We start from the raw sequence: 21,588 nt of genomic DNA, 5'->3' as shown, positions 1-21,588 counted from the left end.
AAGCAAATTCTGTCTTCTGTATTTTTTGGCCATTAGACAGCGCTTGCCAAACAGTTGTAGGGTGTTTATCCTGGTCTTGATGACGGTTTTATACTCGTAACTTAGTTAATATGCGATCGATTCTCTCAACCGTAGCTCTTCTTTGTTTAGCCACCCCTGCTTTTGGCACAACCTGCGAAGAAAGCTTTCAAAAAAAAGGGGACTTTTTCAATGGCGCTGCATTTTCGGCGCGTGTTCAGGTTGAGGGGTTAACGGTAGAGAAAGCATTTTCCCAATTGCGACCCATTTTAGCCCGCGAGGGCATCAAGACTGTCAGCACCGATGTAAGTATGGGTACGATGAAAGCAGAAAATCCTGCAACAGCATTTCAGCGTGCTTTGCCGATCGATGTATTTGCCTCACAAGATGGCAATCTATTAAATGTAGAGATGATTTTTACTCTTCCGAGTGGGGTGGGTGCCAGCAGGGACACTGTGAAGAAATACTTGTGTGGTGCGCTAAATCAATTGTTGCCCAAAAGTACCAGCACAAATAATTCTGCGACGCCACAACTAAGTTCGGCATTGCGTTAAGTTCGATCGCTCTTTTTGAAACTATCTGCGTTAATCTGCGGTTTCCTCTATCTGCATCAACGATTGAAATATCATTGCCGACGATCGATAAATCTGCTGCATTTGATCGCCCCTTCCCAATCATATAGCGGTTCTCAAGCGTGGTGAGGATAGCCCTATGCCCTATGCCCTATGCCCTATGCCCTATGCCCTATGCCCTATGCCCCATGCCTTATGCCGGATAGTACCTCATCTTTCTGAGACTCGGCTATATCTACTCCCAATCAATCAGCGATCGCACTCCTGAGCTAGCTCAATTGCTTCAGAGCGTCCCATAGATTTCCCCGAGCGACTACTTTTGTAGTATACTTGTAATGCGAGCGCCATCGCGCGCAGTTATCAGACTCAAGTGTTTACAAGGGTTGTATCGCAACAGAAATTTATGGCAAGTTTTCGGGACATCCTTAAATACTACACCCGCTACAGTCAAATCTCAGCTCTCAGCATCGGTGCATCCAGCCTGTTTGCGATCGCCGATTTAGCTGTACCCTACGCGATCGGGCAACTCTTAAACGTATTGTCGGGTCAACCTCCAGACATAATAACCCAAAAATCGATCGCTGCGATCGCCTCACTTACCCAACAGTCACCCAGCAAAATATTCTCGTTATCCGTCTTGCTGGGCTTGATTTTTTTTGTAACAGTCGCCAAAGCACCCATAGAAATTTGGGCGGGATATTGGTTTCATTGGGTAGTCCCCCTGAGAGCAAGGCGGGATTGGATGAAAAGAGCGATCGGCAAAATGCTCACCTTACCCTTAGAATTCTACGACGAAAACAACGCCGGTCGGATTTCCAGTCGTATCGCCAAAGGCATCACCAACCATACTTGGACATACCCAGAAATTGCCGCTGAATTCATCCCAGAAGTTGTGCGCTTAATCGGCATCTTTGCAGTTATCTGGTTAATTGAATGGCGCATCGGCTTATTAATTTCAGTTTCCTTCCTATTTATCCTCAGTTTCACTCTCAAAGGCCTCCAAGGGCTGACGCGGCGCGAAGAAATTTTGGATGAATATATCGAAAATACCGAAAGCCGCAACTCGGAAATTATCACCAACATTAAAACAGTCAAAGCTTTCGCCACTGAAACTGAAGAACTCAAAAGGCAAACAACCAGACTCGATCGCGAATTGAAAGTTGTAATAAACCGCATTCACAAAGGATACATCATCCTGGGGATATACCGACAAACAATCGTCCAGCTTTGCTTGTTTTCAGTTCTGGGTTTTAGCCTAGCCGCCACAGTCGCAGGTAAAATATCTCTGGGATATTTTGTGACGGTTTACACTTTGGCAAGTATGGCCTATTCCCAACTGCGTCCGATTAGCAGTATCGCCGAATTATTTGCCCGCCGCTATTCTTCAATGATCCGATTCCACGAGTTTATCCAGTTACCAGATGGTATAGATGCGGTGAATTTAGCAACAGAAAATGCTGCATCCGCGTCGCCCTATAGATTTAGCGGGAAAATTGAGTTTTGCGGGCTGACATTTGGGTACGATCGGCAAAAACCTGTTTTGCAGGATGTAAATTTATTGATTCATCCCCCGTCAAACCATAGCATTAGTCGGGCGATCGGGTTCGGGGAAATCAACATTAGTGAAACTGCTGTTTCGGTATTTCGAGCCAAACTCCGGCCGCATTCTGATCGACGGCGAAGATATTTCCAGTTTAAATGTCACTGGTTACCGCAAGCGTTTAGCCATTGTCCACCAAGAAGTAGACGTGTTTAACGGTACTTTGCTGGAAAATTTGAAATATGGAAATCCCAAAGCAAGTTTCGCGCAAGTTGAGGAAGCTTCCCGCATCGCCAGAGTTGACGAATTTGTGAACTTGTTGCCCCAAGGTTACTATACCGTTGTCGGGGAACGCGGAATGCGGTTATCCGGCGGTCAGCGCCAGCGGTTGGGGATTGCTAGGGCGCTGTTGGTGGAGCCGGATGTGTTAATTTTTGACGAGGCTACTTCTAGTTTGGATTACGAGTCGGAGCGATCGATCCAGCTAGCCATGCAGAACATCTTGGGTACGCGCACCACCATAATTATCGCCCACCGCCTGAGTACAATTCGCGAAGCCGATGCGATCGTCGTACTCGACGGCGGTAAAATCGTCGAAGTCGGCAGTCACGACGAACTCCTGAACCAAAAAGGCATTTACCGCCGCCTGCACTCGCTGCAAGAAACCGGCGAATTAATTAAGTAGGAATTCCCCCCGCTTCCAGACTTCGGGTGCAATAAGCACAGGTTCGTAGTGCGTCCTGGCGTCCGTCCGTAAAAAACCGGGTTTCATCAGTCCGAGTGCATCATATCGCCTCCGCTCAATTAACCACAGGCTAGGTTCGTAGTGCGGACTTCAGTCCGTTCTTAAGCTGCGGACTGAAGTCCGCACTACGAACCTAGCCTTGAAAGCTCTATGTTGCGGCTAATCATAAATGTAACTTATGCGTTCCGTTGTTAGTGAATAGAGTTTCAAATATCATGTTGCAAAACCAGAAGAAGGTGCTAAGGTGTTTAACTGTGGGTACAAATGGGTCGGTGCCCGAGCGGTTAATGGGGGCGGACTGTAAATCCGCTGGCTACGCCTACGCTGGTTCAAATCCAGCCCGGCCCACCACAATTCACATAAAAGTTAAAAGTTAGAAATTAAAAGTTGAAAACTTTAATTGAGGATTTTTAATCTTTTATGCCCGTGTAACTCAGGGGTAGAGTACCTCCTTGGTAAGGAGGAAGTCGCGAGTTCAAATCTCGCCACGGGCTTATTTTTCTAACCATGATGGCTGTGCCATTGAGAAATCTCACTCAATACTCTCGTTAACGGTTTCCACTCATTTTTCCCTCATCTCGCCCGTAGGTTGTTCCTAGGGTTTTTTAGTGTGGCGGCTCGATCGACACATCGCCCCCAATAAGACAGTCGCCACTCGGATCAAAGCTCGATCGAGCTGCGCCAGAAGGAAGATTTGCCGCCGTTTCCCCAACAGGGGCGATCGACCTTGAGGAATGGAGAAATCACCACAAATCAACGTTTAAAAGTCATTACGTACAAAAAAAATTATTCATTTCGGGCAATTGACAACTATATAGCCTAGTGAAAGCGTATATTTGAGAGCTTGAGCCGGGGCTGTGACTTGTAAATCACAGCCCCGGCCAAGTTAGGATGAGAATTATTAGTTTTTGTGGCTCTTGGCTAATCAGGCAATTTTTGCCCGTGACGCCCCTAGCTATGTTAGGAGAGGAAGCGGTACGCCCCGCCCCGCTTCCGAACCGTCGCCAAGACAAAAATGCTTGATGCCGAAGGTGTCTGCGGGGATGAGGTATTCAGCCGGAGTTGTTAAATATGAGTTTATCTTTTAAGCAGTTGACCCTTTATGTGACTTTGCTGTCAATTGGGGGAGGCATCGGCTGGTTGGGGAATCGCTATCTGCAAGACTCCAACAATCTAGAAACCGGATCTGTTTTACCTGTGGTGCGCCAGCAAATCCCGCCCTATGCGTCTCCTCCAATTCAGGAAAATCGCCCAGTCGATCGCACCAATCCCAATTTTATTGCTGAAGCAGCCGAAAAAGTCGGCCCGGCTGTAGTGCGCATTGACGCATCCAGCAAGGTGACGAATCAAGTGCCCGAAGCTTTCAAAAATCCTTTGTTTCGCCGGTTTTTTGGGGACAATTTGCCGCAGCCGGAAGAACGAGTCAAGCGCGGTACTGGTTCGGGGTTTATTCTCACTCCTGACGGACGCATCGTGACTAATGCTCACGTCGTCTCGGGGACGGATACTGTTAAGGTGACTCTCAAAGACGGCCGCGAGTTTGAGGGTAAGGTGCAGGGCGTAGATCCGCTGACGGATGTGGCTGTTGTGAAAATTAATGGTAAGGAATTGCCGCAGGTGGCTTTGGGTCGATCGGACAATATTGTACCGGGACAGTGGGCGATCGCGATCGGCAATCCTTTAGGTCTCGACAATACCGTGACTGTGGGCATTATCAGCGCCACCGGTAGAACCAGTTCTCAAGTCGGCATCCCCGACAAGCGAGTCCGGTTCATCCAAACCGACGCCGCCATCAACCCCGGCAATTCCGGTGGCCCTTTGCTCAACGACCAAGGCGAAGTCATTGGCATCAATACAGCCATCCGCGCCGACGCTCAAGGCTTGGGATTTGCAATTCCGATCGAAACCGCCAAACGAGTCTCCGACCAGCTATTCGCCAAAGGAAAAGCCGAACATCCTTATCTCGGCATTCAAATGCTGAGCTTGACTCCCGCCACCAAGGCAGAAGTTAACAAACAGTTCGACAATAAAATTACGATCGACAAAGGCGTAGCCGTGACGCGAGTCGTGGAAAATTCCCCCGCTCAAAAAGCCGACCTGCGTGCCGGAGACGTAATTCAAAAAGTTGACGGAATTGCGGTTAACAGCCCCGGAGACGTGCAGGAACGGGTGGAAAACACCGCTGTGGGCAAAGAACTCGAAGTAGAAATTAACCGTTCTGGTCAAGTTCAGAAACTTAAAGTACGTCCAGAGGCTTTTCCCTTATCCGGTAGCCCCGCCGGTGGTTAGGTAGCAGCCTAAGCTTTGCGAAGATGAATCTCATGCAGGATAGTCTTGGACGCAGAAACCGGGTTTTTTTCATCGAAATCCTCCCTCTATGGCTCGGATGTCTGTGATTAAAAACCCGGTTTTTTAATTCCCTGTCCGTTCAGGATTGTTTGTTTTTTGAACAACCTTCATCTTTCTCTCTTCCGGAACTCGTTGATTTTTTTACTTTTCTTTGGAAGAGTTTGGTTGAATCGAACTCGTGCTTGCTATATTTTCTTCTAGCTGCATCCTCTGCTCAATTTGTCTGAGAAAATAGCCTGTCATCATCGCTGAAGCTAGCAAACCTGCTAAGTTTTCGCGGTCTGTGGTAATTTGAACGTTAAAATTGTCTGAAGGCAAGACACCGACAAGTCCTTGAACGTTGTGAGAGATAATCTCTTTGATTTCTGGGCTGGCGGACTTGGCGATGCGGGCTAGAACCTCCGGAGATTGGTGTTGGAGGTACTTCAGAAGTGGATTGGTTGCGGTTTGTTGGGCATTGGAACTTTCAAAGTCAGGGTGAAAAACCATTTGGCGATTCTTAATTTCTGGCTTGCTACATTCTACTTCAAACTACTCGTCATTGCTTGGGTACAAATTTGCCTGAAAGTCAATTTGCAATTGTTTTGGGAGTTGATCCACTTGAAAGTACCGATGAAACTTATCCGTCACTTGGAGCCAATACGATCGCCCCTCTGTTGGCTTCCGCTTCCGCACGAAACCCATTTCCACCAGTTCCTGCACTTGTTGGTAAGCTCCTGAACCCCTCAAATTAACTAAATCTGGCTGCGCGATGCCGCCTTTGAGGGCGATCGCCGCCAGCGTCCGCAAAGCTCCCACACCTAATTCTGGAGGTATCAAAGTTTGCATTAAACTGGCAAACTCTTCTCTCAGTTGCAGGCTGTATCCCGTCGGCGTTTCCACGACTTCTAGGGCACTGTCGCGGCGTCCGGAGTCAGACATCAGTTCGATAATGGCATCTTCAGCGTCGGAGCGATCGCACTGGGCAATCTCAGAAATTTCTGCGATCGACACCGGCTGACCTTTGAGGTAAAGTATAGCTTCTATGGTTGTGGCTAAGCGAGTCATTGGAAAATTGGTAATTGAAACATTTAAGGAAGAACGGACAGACTACAAAGAAAGCAGAGCGCCGAAGTCACAAGAAAAAAAACAGCTCTTCCTTACTAAGAATAATGGGTTAAAAACCTCCTCTTTTTAGGGGGAAATAAAACAAAATTATTCACTGTTTCATCCTCTTCATTTTACCAGAGGTAGGTGTCAACCCAACGACTGCGCGGTAGCTGAGCGTAGCCGAAGCTGGGGGTTCTTGGGTCAACTGTCAACTATCAACTGCCAACTGTCAACGGTTACACCAACCACCGAGAGTGTCGATCAGTAAAGTAATTAAACCAAAACTTTTCAGTTTTATGACAATCGTGGCACCTCTATCCGCAGGGTCTGCACTGCGTACCTTAGCATTATAACTAGCACATTCAACCACTTATTTACCAAATTTCTGATTCTTCAATTTCAATTGGCAATCACCTATTTTGGCAGGTTAAAATTGGCGCATTCTGGCTGTCAACAATTAGCAATCAATCTAACTGTCGTCCAGTCAGTTCTACAAAAATATCCTCCAAATTAGAAGGACGAACCATCATCCCCGTCTTATCTTCTTTGGCATCCAGATATAAATTAGCTGCTTCCAAAGTCGGAAAAAACTTGTATTCCCAGCGATCGCCTATTTGCTTCATCACCAATCCTTGACCGTGTTCCTGTCGCAGTTGAGCCAGCGTTCCCAATTGAATCAACTTACCGCCGTCCATAATCCCGATGCGATCGCACAAATACTCAACTTCATCCATATAATGCGTCGTCAACAGCATCGTCATTCCCTGCTTGTTCAAGTCTAGAATAATTTCCCACAACCGGCGCCGCGTTTGCGGGTCTAACCCTACAGTTGGTTCATCCAAAAATAAGATTTGCGGCTCGTGCAAAAGCGCTCGGGCAATTTGCAATCTCCGCTTCATTCCGCCCGACAAAGTTTTAACTAAATCATCTCGCCTTTCTGTTAATTCTACATATCCCAACCACTGTTTAATCAACTGTTGCCGTTTCGGGTTGGGGATGTGGTGCATCCGCCCGTGAAACTCCATATTTTCCCAGACTGAAAGCTCAGTATCAACGCTGGTTTGTTGGAGCACAACGCCGATAGACTGTTTCACTTGCAAGCTTTGGCGCATCACGTCATATCCAGCTACCTCAATTTGACCGCTGCTGGGTTTAGTCAGGGTAGTCAGCATCCGAATAGTCGTCGATTTTCCAGCACCGTTGGGGCCCAGCAGCCCGAACATTTCTCCGGATTCAATCGCGAACGAAAGGTCATTGACAACAGGGATTTTATTGTATATTTTGCAGGCATTTTGCAGGGAAACAGCAGCAGTCATAGGTATTTTGGTATCAATTATTGCGATCGATTGAGAGCGTCAACTGGTATGTTTGTAAAACCCGGGGGTAAGTCTTCCAAAGCTAGGACTAGGTTTTACAAGTCCGCTGCGGGTTATGGAATATCGGCCCAGAGGTGATTGGTCTTAGAACGAACTGGAGTTGCGATCGGCTCTTCGCCAACTGCACGGCCCAATGCAGCACTAATTAGCAAACACACCAATAACACAACTTTTTTTTTCACGATCTTACCTGTTGCTACGACCGATTACCAAGCCTTACCTCAAAGCACTTTCTTTTATTCTACAGCTTCTAAATCCTCTAATTCTTGTGTAGACTGCCATCCAGCTTGCCAGAGCGATCGGTCTTTAAGCTGTTGGGCGTTCATCCAAAAACGGACATTCGGATCGCAAGATGCCACCATTTCTGCAAATACCCATTTACCTTCGTTTTTGCGGTTGACTACTTGAAAGTGGCGCCAGCCCCAAGTTTTTTGGTGGGAAGTCCATCGGGAACCAACTAAATAAGGAAATTTTTGTTTTTTAGGCACAGTATTTTGACAAAAAATATATGAGAAAGCAAGTTAATTGTCATAACTCGTTCTGTTTGATGGTATTAATCATAAATAAAAATTGCTCCCAATTTCAACCTTTATAGCCAATTAGTGGTAAAGAGCGTTGCCTGGTTCACACTCTTACTAGAAAGAATTGGTTTAAAGCCAATCCCTGTAAGGGAGAAATTAAAATCAGACTTTTCGTTGCTTCAATCCTCTTCCTTGCAGGTAAAGGTCGCTGACTCTTCTGTCAACCGTCAACTGTCAACTGTCAACTGTCAACTCTCCTCCTGTGCTCTTTCCCTCTAACATCACAGCTAAGCTCTATCCACAAGTAGATGCGTTTATTGTCACTGGTAGCCGTTACGCCCTGGGGGTCAAAATTAAGGGCAGTTCAGTGACTGCCCCTGTAATTAGTTATACCTATTGAATAGGGTTGATTTTTCCGCCGCTCCACAAATAGCAAATTTATGCAGCACTAGCTAAATCGTGAATCTCAAATCTAAAAGCAAATAACCCAGGTTATAGTTGTGTGCAATAATCCGTTCTGTGAAACTCAGTCAAAACTACTTTGCGAGCAGGTTTGGGGTTCACTTCCCGCCGGTACCAGAGCGATCGGCCGCTTGTTGTCCGCAGGCGTTTTTTGGGGCGCAACTCTCCGTAGAAACATTTTTTCAATCTCAATTGTGTCTTATTGATGCCGTACAGCTCAATAAAAAAGCACTTTTAAGCAAGATTGACTAATTTATGTGATGGAAGTCGCTAGTCCTTAATTACTTCCGTGTGAAGGCTTTTGACCCGATAAATCCAAAGGAAGTTGGGGAAGCCGGAGCCGCACCGCATTTGTTTGCAGCCAGAGAGTGATGGCGTGCTTCCGCTGTGGAGTCACGTACTCTCCGGGTCTGATCACGCCTGCACAGACGCCGATGTTTTTAATCAGGGTTTCTCGCTCCGATGAACTTGCACCCTGTAGCAACCTGACTTGGGCTTTGATAAAATCCACGTTCATAGCTGAAAGTAAAAGTAACTAAAGAACTCAGTTAAATAGCGATGCTTTGATTCCAATTGTAACTCTAAAAGCACTTGGTACGAATCAAATTGATTCAACATCCCCTATATGGGGATCGGGGCGTCTAGAGCTAGCCAACTTTATTTACTTTATCTGTTTTTGCTAGCAAAAGTGTCACTATGCTAGCAGTTTTGCCATAATTATTCATAGTTAAGAACTGTTACAAATTTGGCGCACCTCCCACAATAATGCAGAGTTTAGTGCTAAAGCTACTTTCCTATAGTCCGAAAGTTCAGCATTGTCTCCCGATCCTTGGTTTCCTAGGTTTTAGCCTCCCCCATTGGGAAGGGATCGATCGCCGAACATTCCTGTTCGATCGCCCCCTTGACACGCACACACTCTCAAATCACCCTATTAATTTCAATCCGTCCCTAGTGCCGGCTGTCGCCTATAACTTCAGGTATACGTATTGTTACGTGGGCTACCATCAGCCAGCAAGTTTTGATTGTTTTTTGTCAATCATATATTTTTTGTTTTTGTTGCAAATCCCTGGTTGGTGTTAATTAGGACAGCTTGATGATGTCCGCGCCAACCAAAACTTGCACTTGGCGAATCCCGAAATTTTGCGCTCCGTAGTGGTGAATCTGTTTTGGGAATTAATTGGGAACGATCGCACAGGAGAATTACCAGCAACTGCTCATTTTGTATAATTTATAACAGAGCAGTTTATCCTCACAATGTAAAAACCGCATAATTTCTCCAAGTATTCCATCTATTACTCGTTCCTAACAACCCAAAATATCAGTCAAAAAAATTAATGCGGTAATCCCTGGCCCGTCACCTGAAAAGTGGGGATTTTGTCTGCGTCGGGGTGGTGAATAGAAGTTATCTATCCCAATCTTTTAGTCAATAAAGTTTATATCTCATATTACTTAACTTGATAACCTTAAGTAATAAAGCACCAAATTTTTATTACTTAATATCTAAACTTTATTGAAAATTTTGTTAGTGATTTTTAGGCAGAAAATATCTAGCCAGCCATCCTTGCGGTCAAAAAACCAGGTTTTTGACTTAGGACTGGCAGGTTTATCGAGATCGGGTATCTGGTTTAAAGATATTAATCAACCCGGAGCTAGGAGAGCTTTAATTCTCCAAAAACGCATCGACCAGACAGATTAAATCGCCTGAAGCTGGCTGTGGGGAGGGAAAATGGTGCCTGAAGTTATTGCTTTAACAAATTGGATGTATCGCTCTTATATTGAAGTGTTAAGAGGTAGGGAGCGAGCTACGGATCTGATCAGAACTTTATACCTAAGATAATTTCCCGGTGGGAAGCCGGGAAATTATCAACTCAATCAACCTTTTTTCTGGCGTTGCAGCTTAGTTTTCCAAGTGGCGATCGCCGCCTGTGCTGTCTGATAACTCTTGGTACCAGACGGCACCAGCGAAGCAGCTTCAACAGCCTCTTTCAGCCTTCCCTGAGAACTCCGCAACTGAGCAATTTTCAGAATCGTGTCGCTCCACTCTCCAATCAACTGCTGTGCTTCTTCATACTTGGGCTGACCGGGCTTAATTTTATTCGCTTGCTGGATGCCTTTACTGTAAGATGAGGCTGCCCCGCGCTTAATTTGACTCTTCGCCGCCGATAGCAAAGTAGCATTTACTTGCTGCTCTTTGGCTAAATTATCCCACTGAGCGATCGCCTCTTTCGACTGATTGTAAACCGCCTTATTTACATCAGGCATCAATTTAGCCGCGCCGATCGCCCCCTGATAATCGCCCCGAGCAGCCCGCCCGTTAGCTATATCCAAAATCGTCAAACTCCAGCGCTCAATATCCTCCTGAGCCCGCGGGTAGAACGGATCGCTAGGCGGAATCGTTCTAGCCTTAACCACCGCTCTATTAAAACTAGAAGCCGAACCACCCTTGAGGAAAGTTTTCGCCTCAGCCCATACCTGCTGGCTCGACGGCGCCTGCTTGGTTCCACTCCCTGCTTGCACCGCCCGCGGTTGGTTTGGCACTCCACCACCAGCAGAGTTTTGCAGACCTGGGTTTTGAGCATTCTCAGCAGGCGATCGGGGGTCTCCTTCCTGCTGACCCATAAAAATCGATCTGTTGGTGACAAAAACACCCAACAGCAACACCAAAGCCGTAGCTCCACTCCACAAAATTAGCTGCTGTACAAACGATTTGTCAGAACCCGCGCTATCGACATCCTCCCGAGGCGGCAAGTTCGGTCGATCGCCCCCACCATCCGGCGCGACAGCATTCGACCGATCAAGCGGCGGCTTCTGCACCGGCGCATCAACCGCGTTGCGAGTAGCTTCAGGCAAATCCGTGCGAGCCTGTGCCGCCACCATTTGCGGGTGTTCGATCCCCTCGGCCGCACCAACTGTCATATTCCCGTTGCGTCCGGCCAACGCAGCAGCCGGCACCCCAACAGCATCCGGCAAAATCACCAAATGAGTCTTTCCTGGAGGATTGACCACCATCAAAGGTTGTTGTTTCGGGCGCAAATGATGGTCGCACAGTTCCGGGAGCCGATCGCTCAAAAAACGGTCTAAACCCTTAATCGTCAAACACTGTCCCGATCGCAACCCCTCTAAAAGCGCTGTCGTAAAAAATCCTTGACGCAAAGCCGAAGTTTCCCGTGAAACTTGATTTGGGCGGCAAGAAAGCACCGTCGGGATTTCCAGTTCTCGCGCCAGCTCGGCCGTTTGAGTGCCGATCGTTTCCCCCGCTTTCACAATCTGGCTGCGGTTCATATCTACCAGCACCAACACCGTTTCGGTAGGAGCGTTTTTCAGAGTATTCAACAACAACTCCACCGGAATCCCCGTACCCTGAATGTCAGCCGGATTCCCGTCAACCGGCATCAAATAATCCTTACCTTCATAGCTGACACCGTAGCCGCTAAAAAAACACCAGAGTAAATCTCCCTGTTGCAAGTGATCCCTGCACAGGCTTTGAGTCAACCTCAAAATATTTTCCCGATTCGGATACGTAGATTGACCCCACAGCGATGGCGAGCTATCGGTCATCAGCAGACATCCATCCGTCGCAAAACCCGCCTCCTCAACCAAAAAAGTGTGCAGTGCTTCTGCATCCTCCTGGGCATAACTCAAAGGCTGGAGTAACTGATATTGATTGATCCCTATTGCAATACAAGCGTGATGTTTCATCCCATATGCCCTATATATATAGTGGACAGCTTGCACAAAACGATAACACATAGTCGTTTAACGTTATACCCACTTTCGCCAGCAGTCAGATAGCTGTTGTCCCTAGGTAGAAGTCCCAACCATCGCCCTAATGGAGGGCTGTAAAACGGGCATTTTTTATATAGAAGAAAAAAAATATCTCTGTGCCTGCATTCAGAAAAATGACGTTAAATTGAATACACAGGCCGGTCTATTTGTTCTATGTGAACCTAATTTTCCGCAAACTACACAAAATAGGAGTAACCCGCCAATGGTCTCTACCGCCCAAAAAGAAATCTCCGTCGGCAGCGAATCGCTACTGAAGCAAAAGTATCCTAAAAGTCACAACCATTATAGGTTTCAGGACTTTTTTGCCTTCGATCGCCAGATTGGTACAATTAAGGACTGGAATGAGTCGCGCAACATTTTTACCAGCGAAGACTTCATTATCGGTTTGGTGGAGGGACTCGAAGAAGAAGTAGGCCCGGCTTCCTCTGTCATCATGTATACTATTGGTTGCCAGTGGGGGCTGCAAGATTCCGAATTCTTTCAAAAATGGTTTAGCGCCGAATTCAGCCAGAACATTCGCCAGTCGAATCTGATGTTTCTGCTAGAAACTTGGTGGTGGCCTTTCACTGCTCAAGGTTGGGGACGCTGGGAAGTTGACATGAGCGATCGCAAACACGGCTGCATCTTCATCAACCTCTTTGACTCAGCAGTTGCTCGTACCTTAGGCGATGTAGGTAAACCAGTTTGTCACCTATACGCCGGATTGTTCGCCGGTTTCTTCGGAGCTCTAGTCAAAAAGCCTCTGAGTTGTATAGAACTCCAATGTTATTCGATGGGAGAAACCTATTGTAAATTCCTCCTCGGCAACCCAGATAAAATTGATGCAGCAGCATTTTGGCTCAACGAAGGTGCCAACGCCCGCGATATTCAAAATCGACTGCAACACGGTGAAATATTGCGATAAACAACCTGGAAAGGCACATCCCCTGCCCTGCCTTTCCTCCCACTAATTTCGCCAGTGCGAAACTCAATCGTGGGGTTCTCCAGGCAGGAAGAAAGATGAAAAGTCAAACTTCATGGTTGGACAAGTCTGTCCAAGACTTCTTTGGTTACTATAATTGGCTGGGAAAACCTTTAGAAACCGAAAATGGCTCAACCCACAGTCAAGTGCTGACTTTAACCCGGCCAGTAGCAGACTTTTTTCAAGCTATTTCTTGGGAAGGAATTCCCGAAGTGGGCGCCTTACCCCTACCGCCACCCTTGCCAGCAATTTCTATTTCTGAACCAGCAGAAGTCACTATTGACGATTTATTTGACCTCTTCTAATTTTTGTGGAAATCCAAAACAAAAAATAGGGCTGTCTCTCATCCTCTTTCTTCCTTCTTCCATCTACCATCTACTATCTTCGTTCTACCATCTTCGTTCTATCATCTTCCTTCTTTCTTCTACAATCTACCATCTTCCATCTACCATCTTCCATCTACCATCTTCCTTCTTCCTTCTTCCTTCTTCCTTCTTCCTTCCTTCCTTTTATCAATTACCAATTAGTTAAAATCATGCACCCTGAGATTGAGGCGCTGCTGGATCAGGCAGAAACCCGCTTTCTAAAAGGCGAAGAAATCATAGCTTTTAAGCGTCAAGCTGCAACCCTTGCCCAGCGCTTGAAAATTTACGAATTTTTGCGAGAGAAGGAAGCAACCATCTTCCAACCAGTAGCCAATAAGCTACAAGAAAGCTTCCCTAACCAAAAAGAAGAAACCTTAGAACGATCGCTCAAACACTGGGTATTAGTCTTGCGGTACTGCGCTATGGCGATGCTGCTCAACGATCTAAATTTTCTAGAACAGCGACTCCAAGACTGGGTTTCTGGCATAGTCGAAGCCCACCAAACTCAAAAAGTCGAAGCAACTGTTTGCACTCTGCTGGAAACTCGTTTAAAAGAATTGCTTTCGGAGCAAGCTAGGGCTATATTGCAACCATTTTTAGACCAAGCAAAGTCCATGATTGTTGACAGCAATGCTCAAGAATAGGCAAGGGTAATTAATCAAAAAAGTGGTAATTTAGACAAGGTAAATTATGAGTTATCACTAAAAATATCATTTTCAAATTAACCCATACCGCTATTTTTTGGGAAATTACCAATTACCAATCATCTAGAAGAACGACTAGAATTTACATTTTTTTTCTATCCGTTACATCCCGTACCTCGCTCGTTGCCAAACTTCCTTCTTCCTTCAACATCCCAATTCCCGATTAACGATTACCGATGATTAATATTGCCGACTTGCTCAAACAGCCCCGACTCCCTGGAAACTACTTTGCCAGCGATGCCTACGTCCGAGGCGACCTCGAACTAGGTCTGCTGGAAAACCGCCGGGGCGATCGGCTCATAGCACTGCCAGAAACCCTTATTCAAGCCATTTATATCGGTTTAGAACAAGAAACCGGCCAAGCATCCCGCCTCGTGCTTTTCAACTGCGGTCGCTGGTGGGGGAAAAACTTCTACGTGCGTTTTTGTGAAGAAGTCAGCGAATACTACGGTCAGCCAGTTTCCGAAATGGAAATGGTAGAATTTCTTCAGTCTTTGCAACAGTGCTGGAAAACTCACGGCTGGGGTACATTTGATTTTGACCCCAGCCACTCCGACCAGGGATTTTTAATAGTAAAAATTGGCAACTCTCTGTTTGCTAAAACAGCTCCAAAATCGAAGCGACCCGCCTGTTTTCTAGAAGCAGGCATCTTAAGTTCCTTCTTCAGTCAGCTTACAGGTCGAGAACTGCACTGCATCCAAACGTCCTGCGAATCCTTGGGTGCCGACTGCAACCGCTTTATTTTAGGGCTGCGCGATCGCCTCCAACTAGCAGATTCTCTGGTCGAAGAAGGACAAGATCACGAAGCGATTCTCAGTCAACTTTGCCAAAAAAGTTGAGTTGTTTGACAGCTATTAATATGTTGTTAATAGCTGTCAAACCATTCTTGATTTTAAATTTTAGACGGAAATGACAGAACCTGTCGAAAGAAAACGACTATAATAATAAAATTATTTGGCACTGAGGACTTTAGTTCTCACTACAAACCTATGCAAATTGCCCGGAATTGAGCGGACATGGTATGATTACGCCTATGGTCGGGAACACAGGCCTAAAGTTAATTTTTTGGAATACAGGTATCAGATAGATTGTCCCGCAACCATTACAGCTACCATACTATCAAAATAGTGAGTTAAATTATCAAAAAGCTACCAGTTTTTAAAAGGGTTTTAGCTATAAAAAAATCGAAACTCGCAGCTCTAAAATTCTTAACTTACCAGAGTAACTCCCAAAAATATAAAAATATCACAACTTCAAACTTTTTGCTCGAACTTAATGGACGCCAATGAACTTCTAAATCGATATGCAGCAGGCGAAAGAGACTTTAGACAGGCAAACCTGCGCGGCATTGTGTTGAGTCCGATCGATTTATACCGTTCCAGCGATGCCCCAACTCTACGTTTAGCAAACCTCAACGAGCACCAGCACCGACCCTACTTAATCGGCGCCAACCTCAGTCAAGCCGACCTCACCAAAGCCCATCTGAGTCGAGCAAATCTCAGCAAAGCAGACCTCAGCGGAGCAAATCTGACCGGCGCCAACCTGATGGCAGCCAGTCTCAGCGGAGCCAATCTCACAGCAGCCAATCTCACAGACGCCAACCTAGCCGGATCTCACCTTAACTGGGCTAACCTAACTGGAGCCATTCTCTTCAAGGCAAATCTCATCGGAGCAGACATGAGCACCGCCAACCTTACCAAAGCCGATCTGGGCGAGACAAATCTCAGTAAAGCCTATCTGATTAAAGCCAATCTCAGCGGGGCAAACTTGAAATATGCAGACTTGACTCTAGCGAATCTCAAAGACGCAGACTTGACCGAAGCACAGCTTATCGGCGCCGAATTGTCTAAAGCCAACCTAGCCGGAGCCAACTTAACGAAAACCAACATCAGCAAAGCCAACTTGTTGAAAGCTAACCTCAGGCGAGCTAACCTCAATCAAGCCTATTTAAACGGCGCGTGTTTGAGCGAATCAGACCTCAGCGAAGCTTGCTTGGACAGAGCTAATTTGTGCAAAGCAGACCTGAGCAAAACCTACCTCAGAAAGATTAGTTTGAATGGCTGCCACTTAAGCGGTGTCAACCTCAGCGGGGCAGATTTGGGTGGTGTAGACTTGAGCCGCAAACTTTTAACGGGAATCAACATGGCGGAGGCATTATTAACCGAAGCTAACTTGAGCGGTGCTTATCTGATGGAAGCTAACTTGAGCGGCGCTAACCTCAGCAAAGCTAACTTGAGCGGGGCTTACCTGATCAATGCCAACCTTTCTAATTCTTGCCTACATGAAATTGACTTGAGCAAAGCTAACCTGAGTAAAGCCAACTTGCGGAAAGCTGACTTGACAGGAGCCAACCTCCGCGGAGCCATTCTGGGCGAGGCAGATTTGAGAGGAGCGAAATTGATGGGAGCGATTCTTCCTAACGGCACAATTTATCACCGTTAAGATGATACCAGTTCCCCAAAATAATCTACTAACTGTCGCCCCCTGTTCCAACCTTGGATACAATCAGTCATTCCCGTCAAAAATCTCGAATGGTATCACATCCTCGTCGATTATTTGCCGAGTACAGTGCGGTTGATGTCGAGAATTGGAAAAAATAGGCTGACTTCTTCAGCAGTCAGATATTGTTTGAGTACCTTTTTCATCACATCGTAGGTTACGGCAGAACTATTTCGAGCTTGAAAAGCGCCTAAAATAGTTTGAAACCAAAGCAGCAGCCGATCGCGCAACCGTTCAGTATCATTAATTAACAGTGCTGTCGCCGAATGCCTCAACACGCGCACAGCATCGACGCGCCACTTAGCCGTCACATCTTGAGAGCCGCGGCGAAATAAACTCGGATCTAGAGATTGCATTTGTGCTTCTACTTGCCGAATAATTTCTTTTTCAGAGGCTTGAAGTTTTTTATAAGCACTTATCCGGTGATTCAAAGACTGAAAATAGTCTTTCAAAAATTGGAGCTCGTCAGCGGTGGCGTAGCGTCCGTCTGCTTCCGTGCTCAAACGTGCAAGTTGGCTCAACATATGACTTTTTTCTTTTGGGCAACAATCAGTTCAAATCCAACATATCAAGTTTTAACTGAATTGGCGCCCCATCCCCCCATCCGCAACTATATTAATAATTGGCGTTGATAGTTCAAGCTTCTTTAGTCCGAACTAAATACTGTCCTACTTGGAAGCGGGTTTCATTAAGCTGTGTAACGATCGAACGAGTGATCAACTTTCCCGATTCCACAACCACTTGACCCGTAATTGGGTGCAACAAATCTTGCTGCGCCCGACGGCCAATCAGAGCTTCTACATTTTCAATAGCATTAATGTACATCCCCGCAGGTATCTGTACAACCACACCCTCGCCCATGATTTGAGCCTGACAAGCAAGTCGCGAATTGGCTTTAGCTGTAGTAATGACTTCGAGCGTCCTCCTCTCCCGGCGGTTCATGTCCGACAAGCCTTGCATACCCTCTTTAATGTAAACGTGGCAGGTAGCACACATTCCCCGCCCGCCGCATTCTTTAAGAACGTCTAAGTCTTTGGAAAGTAAAGCAGCCAGGATATTCGATCGGGTTTCCACTGCCATTTCTTCAGCAATTGGATCTAGTCTAATAATTTTAACCATATTGATTTTTCATTTTGTCGAGTTCTATATGCTAGCAAGCGTGAGATTTTGAGAGCTAAAACAATTTTCGGTCTTCACTCAAAAAAGTTAAGATGGCTTCAGGGCGTCGGCTTCGGGTTCTAGAACCCAGATTGCATAACCGCTAGCTGTTTTGGTAATCGCTGTTGAGTCGCCCCGATTCCCCAGCTTTGCCACGATGGCTAAAACCTTAGAGGGTTCTTGGACAGCCTTGAAAAAACTGTAATACTCGCGATCGACTAAAATAGCAGCCACAGGTAGTTCCAGATCCGGCACCCGAATCCGGCAAGATTGATATTGACTCCGAAACTCTAGGATTTTAGTAGGTGCGACGGTGCGATCGCTCGTGCGAGGCTGAGAGTGAACCTGAGATAACATAGGCTGTACCTGGCGATCGATTCAAAAAATTGAATTTTTGTCAGAATTCTTTACATATTTTAATACTAGCTCAAGCATTTCCTATAATTAGACTGATGCAACATTCTAAGTACCGCATTTTAGGGCTAGTCGGACAAGGGCAATTTGGTCGAGTCTTTTGTGCCAGCGTTCGAGAAAGTCCAGCTAAGGACTCCCGTCTTACCAGCCAACTGGTTGCTCTCAAAGAACTCAGCCATCAAAAAGCCCCAACGAGCGAATTCTTGCGAGAGTTGTGGTTTCTGATCACCTTGCAGCACGCCAACATAGTAACGTGCCGAGCTCTAGAACACACAGCTACAGGCAGGTACTTGGTGATGGACTACTGCGAGGGAGGAACCCTCCGCAACTTGCTCAAACAAGACCGCCCGTTGCGGCTGCTCGAAGGTTTGCAGCTAGTCATGGAACTTTTAGCAGGCTTAGACTACGCCCACCGCCGAGGTGTAGTTCACTGCGACATCAAACCCGAAAATATCCTCCTAACTCTAGGCTCCAAAGGTTGGTCCCCCAGGCTGTCTGACTTTGGTATCGCGCGCAGGCTGCCAGAAATCGGTACAACTCGCCTCCACCAAGAAATTTCTCCCGACGCTACCGTAGGTTCCCCCGCTTACATGGCCCCAGAGCGGTTTTACGGTCTTTATTCCCCCATGTCAGATATATATGCAGTGGGAATTCTGCTGTTTGAGTTGCTAATGGGCTACCGCCCTTTCGGCGGCACCCCCGGGGACTTGAGATGGGCACATCTGAATCAACGCTTGCAACTTCCCGACGCCATCCCCGAACCTTTACAAGCAATAGTCAAAAAATCCTTGGAAAAGCTGCCAGCCCGCCGTTTTGCCAGTGCTTCCCAAATGGCTCAAGCTCTGCGGCTGATCATGTACGATCCTGCTGTCAGGCAATTGGGGGACTGCATTGTTCCTTGGGAAAACCTGGCAACGAGCGGCGCTAAAACTCCGAATCCGGAAACTGAGTCTTTGCAGGAAGTTGAAGATGAAAGAGCATCAAAACCGACTATTAATTTACTTCGGACTGTGCGCTATTCGGCTTCGCAGCCCAAGCCGCTGATACTTCCTGCACCGCTGACGGCTTTAATTGCCACTGAAAATTATCTCTACGCTGCTGTACGTAATGAGGTGAAGGTTTGGTGTCAGCCGGGAAAACAGCCGGTTACAGCAGAAATGCCGACTTCTATCTTAATGCCGGAGACCGTACGCGGCATTCTACCTGCTGCCGGTGGCTGCTGCGTTCTCACTCAGCAAAAACTATACTGGCTCAACTATAGCTCTTGGGAGCCTCAGTGCTTGCTTGATATTGGTTTAAGGCAAGGCCCCGATGCTTTTAAAGCTGCTGTTGATTCTGACGGCCGCTGGTTGACAGTAGCTGTTCCGGGGGAACTGCGTTTTTATGCTTTAGCTGCGCTAGGCGCTGCGGGCGATCGAGAAAAAGCCCTGAAGCCGATCGCGACTGTGCCGTTACCGGAACATTATTTACCAGAATTAATGTTTTTGGATCGGCGACACGTTTTAGCAGTTTGGCCGGACAACGAACCCAAAAATCCCCAAACTATTTTTAGAGTTTACACTCGCCGCGGCACGCCAGTGGGTTCTGTACGGTTGTCGGCGAGCATCGGACAGATGCTGTTGACACCTGAGCCTTATACTTTGCTGGGAATTCCCCAAGGTGGCAAAGCGGCGGTGCTGTTGATGAAATTGTGGCCGCTCAAGGTAGCGCGAATTCCCCTTGAAAGTTTGCCCGTGTCTGCTTGTGTGACTAATTGGGGATGGGTTGTGGCTGATGTTGCGGGGCAGATTCTCGTTTTAAACAGTCAAGGGATTCAAGTAGGCAATTTTAGCAGCCCCGTCGCACAAGGGGCGATCGCCCCCTGGGGAAATACTGGTTTGGTGATTGCTGCCAATACTGAGTCCGAGACTCACTTGCACTTTTTAGATGTAGATGTTGAGGAGACTAATTCGCGATGAGCCTCAAAGGCAGATCGCTGGGGTAACTGAAGGTGTGTGGGGGTTGCTGTAATTAACGAGAGTGTAGTTGCGGGCGATCGATCTTGCGTCTGGGCTTTGAGTTCTTTTGGACACAGGCCCGAACCGTGAGGCGAATTATAGTACCTGAGCGGGGTTGTCGGAACTGTTCCTTGTTAGGGAGCGAGGACTTGTACGCGGGCGATTGATGCAGCAAGGACTTGCACGCGGGCGATCTATCAGGCGGATCGATGACCTACGCAACCTTCTTGAGCGTCAAGTCTAGCGAATGCAGACACTACTTATATATATGACTCGGATTCAGCAATCACGAGACTGTCTGGTGGCGCAGCGGGCGATCGAGCCTCACACCCTAAGGAAAGCCTTACCTCTGAGTAACCCGCATCATCTTTCACCTCTGAAGGATTCTACCTACCCTTCATGACAGACCGCTACCAAAAACCCCCTTTCCCGGTCAAAAAGCAGCCCCAACCCCTAAAGAAAAGTGGGCGATCGGAGACCGGAGCATCCATTAACAGCTCAAACCCCTACGGTGTATAGCCTTCAAAAAAACTCAAAATTATTTTCGCAAAACGCTTGACAACCCCTTGCGAAATAAGTATATTAATAAAGCGCCAGAGAGAAGGCGGTTCACACCGCGGACTTAAGGCACAGAAAAACTGAACCTAGAAAAAAGAATAGTTTGAAAGCTTAAAGCACTATTAACCTCGTCAAAAAAATGAAGGATTGAGAGTAAAAGCATCGCTGATACTTAATATCACAAACAACGAGAAAAAAGTCAAGGGCAAGAGCAAGCAGAAATGCAAAACTCTGAGACCTTGACTCTAAGCCAAAAAAAACAATCCAACACGGAGAGTTTGATCCTGGCTCAGGATGAACGCTGGCGGTCTGCTTAACACATGCAAGTCGAACGGAAGTAGAAATACTTTAGTGGCGGACGGGTGAGTAACGCGTGAGAATCTACCTTCAGGACGGAGACAACAGTTGGAAACGACTGCTAACCCCCGATGTACTGAAAAGGCAAATATTTATAGCCTGAAGAAGAGCTCGCGT

19 protein-coding genes, 2 tRNA genes, 1 rRNA gene and 1 pseudogene are annotated in these 21,588 nt (G+C 46.8%); 12 read left to right on the top strand and 11 right to left on the bottom strand.

Annotated features, from left to right (window positions below):
* Nucleotides 1-110: 110 nt before the first annotated feature.
* From QZW47_RS19065 to QZW47_RS19050, 4 genes and pseudogenes are all read left to right on the top strand, one after another.
* Entirely contained in the window at nucleotides 111-572 is a 462-nt protein-coding gene (locus QZW47_RS19065) for a hypothetical protein (RefSeq protein ID WP_293129757.1), read from the top strand.
* 421 nt (nucleotides 573-993) lie between these two features.
* Nucleotides 994-2,815 (top strand): annotated as a pseudogene (locus QZW47_RS19060) (ABC transporter ATP-binding protein).
* Nucleotides 2,816-3,141: 326 nt separating this feature from the next.
* Nucleotides 3,142-3,226, top strand: a tRNA-Tyr gene (locus tag QZW47_RS19055).
* A 71-nt stretch (nucleotides 3,227-3,297) separates the two neighbouring features.
* Nucleotides 3,298-3,369 (top strand) — tRNA-Thr (locus QZW47_RS19050).
* 101 nt (nucleotides 3,370-3,470) lie between these two features.
* On the opposite strand, the gene QZW47_RS19045 is transcribed toward QZW47_RS19050, so the two are convergent.
* Nucleotides 3,471-3,632 carry a hypothetical protein gene (locus QZW47_RS19045; protein WP_293129754.1) on the bottom strand — a complete coding sequence of 54 codons (162 nt, stop codon included), beginning with the start codon at nucleotides 3,630-3,632 and terminating at the stop codon, nucleotides 3,471-3,473.
* Between the two features lie 314 nt (nucleotides 3,633-3,946).
* Between QZW47_RS19045 and QZW47_RS19040 the strand changes: the two genes are divergently transcribed.
* Complete coding sequence (locus QZW47_RS19040) at nucleotides 3,947-5,164, top strand: HhoA/HhoB/HtrA family serine endopeptidase (protein ID WP_293129751.1); 1,218 nt, start codon at nucleotides 3,947-3,949, stop codon at nucleotides 5,162-5,164.
* Between the two features lie 201 nt (nucleotides 5,165-5,365).
* Here the strand turns inward: QZW47_RS19040 and QZW47_RS19035 are convergent, their stop codons facing one another.
* The 7 genes from QZW47_RS19035 to QZW47_RS19005 all read right to left on the bottom strand — a co-directional run bounded on the left by QZW47_RS19035 (nucleotide 5,366) and on the right by QZW47_RS19005 (nucleotide 12,371).
* Nucleotides 5,366-5,713 carry a DUF760 domain-containing protein gene (locus QZW47_RS19035; protein WP_293129748.1) on the bottom strand — a complete coding sequence of 116 codons (348 nt, stop codon included), beginning with the start codon at nucleotides 5,711-5,713 and terminating at the stop codon, nucleotides 5,366-5,368.
* Nucleotides 5,714-5,755: 42 nt separating this feature from the next.
* A complete protein-coding gene (scpB, locus tag QZW47_RS19030) occupies nucleotides 5,756-6,271 on the bottom strand; it encodes an SMC-Scp complex subunit ScpB (RefSeq protein ID WP_293129745.1) in 516 nt (171 codons plus the stop codon).
* A 506-nt stretch (nucleotides 6,272-6,777) separates the two neighbouring features.
* Complete coding sequence (locus tag QZW47_RS19025; RefSeq protein ID WP_293129742.1) at nucleotides 6,778-7,629, bottom strand: ABC transporter ATP-binding protein; 852 nt, start codon at nucleotides 7,627-7,629, stop codon at nucleotides 6,778-6,780.
* A gap of 113 nt (nucleotides 7,630-7,742) precedes the next feature.
* Nucleotides 7,743-7,871, bottom strand: coding sequence for a hypothetical protein (locus QZW47_RS19020; protein WP_293129739.1), 129 nt, complete (start codon nucleotides 7,869-7,871; stop codon nucleotides 7,743-7,745).
* A 54-nt stretch (nucleotides 7,872-7,925) separates the two neighbouring features.
* Nucleotides 7,926-8,177 (bottom strand): TIGR02450 family Trp-rich protein, encoded by a 252-nt coding sequence (locus QZW47_RS19015; RefSeq protein ID WP_293129736.1) that lies wholly within the window; start codon nucleotides 8,175-8,177, stop codon nucleotides 7,926-7,928.
* A gap of 772 nt (nucleotides 8,178-8,949) precedes the next feature.
* A complete protein-coding gene (locus QZW47_RS19010; protein ID WP_293129733.1) occupies nucleotides 8,950-9,189 on the bottom strand; it encodes a hypothetical protein in 240 nt (79 codons plus the stop codon).
* A 1,355-nt stretch (nucleotides 9,190-10,544) separates the two neighbouring features.
* Complete coding sequence (locus tag QZW47_RS19005; protein WP_293129730.1) at nucleotides 10,545-12,371, bottom strand: caspase family protein; 1,827 nt, start codon at nucleotides 12,369-12,371, stop codon at nucleotides 10,545-10,547.
* Nucleotides 12,372-12,660: 289 nt separating this feature from the next.
* Between QZW47_RS19005 and QZW47_RS19000 the strand changes: the two genes are divergently transcribed.
* The 5 genes from QZW47_RS19000 (at nucleotide 12,661) to QZW47_RS18980 (ending at nucleotide 16,930) form a co-directional block, all read left to right on the top strand.
* Complete coding sequence (locus QZW47_RS19000) at nucleotides 12,661-13,362, top strand: V4R domain-containing protein (protein ID WP_293129727.1); 702 nt, start codon at nucleotides 12,661-12,663, stop codon at nucleotides 13,360-13,362.
* 95 nt (nucleotides 13,363-13,457) lie between these two features.
* Nucleotides 13,458-13,724: a hypothetical protein gene (locus tag QZW47_RS18995; protein WP_293129724.1), complete on the top strand. Its 267-nt coding sequence runs from the start codon at nucleotides 13,458-13,460 to the stop codon at nucleotides 13,722-13,724.
* Between the two features lie 230 nt (nucleotides 13,725-13,954).
* On the top strand, nucleotides 13,955-14,428 hold the full coding sequence (locus tag QZW47_RS18990) for a phycobilisome protein (RefSeq protein ID WP_293129721.1): 474 nt from the start codon (nucleotides 13,955-13,957) through the stop codon (nucleotides 14,426-14,428).
* 236 nt (nucleotides 14,429-14,664) lie between these two features.
* Nucleotides 14,665-15,327 (top strand): V4R domain-containing protein, encoded by a 663-nt coding sequence (locus QZW47_RS18985; RefSeq protein ID WP_293129718.1) that lies wholly within the window; start codon nucleotides 14,665-14,667, stop codon nucleotides 15,325-15,327.
* Nucleotides 15,328-15,763: 436 nt separating this feature from the next.
* The gene (locus QZW47_RS18980; RefSeq protein ID WP_293129715.1) at nucleotides 15,764-16,930 is read left to right on the top strand and encodes a pentapeptide repeat-containing protein; all 1,167 of its coding nucleotides are present in this window, start codon (nucleotides 15,764-15,766) and stop codon (nucleotides 16,928-16,930) included.
* Between the two features lie 110 nt (nucleotides 16,931-17,040).
* On the opposite strand, the gene QZW47_RS18975 is transcribed toward QZW47_RS18980, so the two are convergent.
* The 3 genes from QZW47_RS18975 to QZW47_RS18965 form a co-directional block, all read right to left on the bottom strand.
* Nucleotides 17,041-17,511, bottom strand: coding sequence for a phycobilisome protein (locus QZW47_RS18975; RefSeq protein ID WP_293129712.1), 471 nt, complete (start codon nucleotides 17,509-17,511; stop codon nucleotides 17,041-17,043).
* A gap of 112 nt (nucleotides 17,512-17,623) precedes the next feature.
* Entirely contained in the window at nucleotides 17,624-18,106 is a 483-nt protein-coding gene (locus tag QZW47_RS18970; protein ID WP_293129709.1) for a 2Fe-2S iron-sulfur cluster-binding protein, read from the bottom strand.
* Nucleotides 18,107-18,193: 87 nt separating this feature from the next.
* Nucleotides 18,194-18,502 (bottom strand): hypothetical protein, encoded by a 309-nt coding sequence (locus QZW47_RS18965; protein ID WP_293129706.1) that lies wholly within the window; start codon nucleotides 18,500-18,502, stop codon nucleotides 18,194-18,196.
* 95 nt (nucleotides 18,503-18,597) lie between these two features.
* On the opposite strand from QZW47_RS18965, the gene QZW47_RS18960 reads away from it, so the two are divergent.
* On the top strand, nucleotides 18,598-20,517 hold the full coding sequence (locus QZW47_RS18960) for a serine/threonine-protein kinase (protein ID WP_293129703.1): 1,920 nt from the start codon (nucleotides 18,598-18,600) through the stop codon (nucleotides 20,515-20,517).
* Nucleotides 20,518-21,380: 863 nt separating this feature from the next.
* Nucleotides 21,381-21,588 (top strand): 16S ribosomal RNA (locus QZW47_RS18955); the annotation flags it as partial.

The sequence above is a fragment of the Microcoleus sp. bin38.metabat.b11b12b14.051 genome, assembly GCF_013299165.1.
Lineage (GTDB): Bacteria > Cyanobacteriota > Cyanobacteriia > Cyanobacteriales > Microcoleaceae > Microcoleus.
Note: the sequence above shows the minus strand (reverse complement) of the source record. Positions and strands in the feature narration are given on the sequence as shown.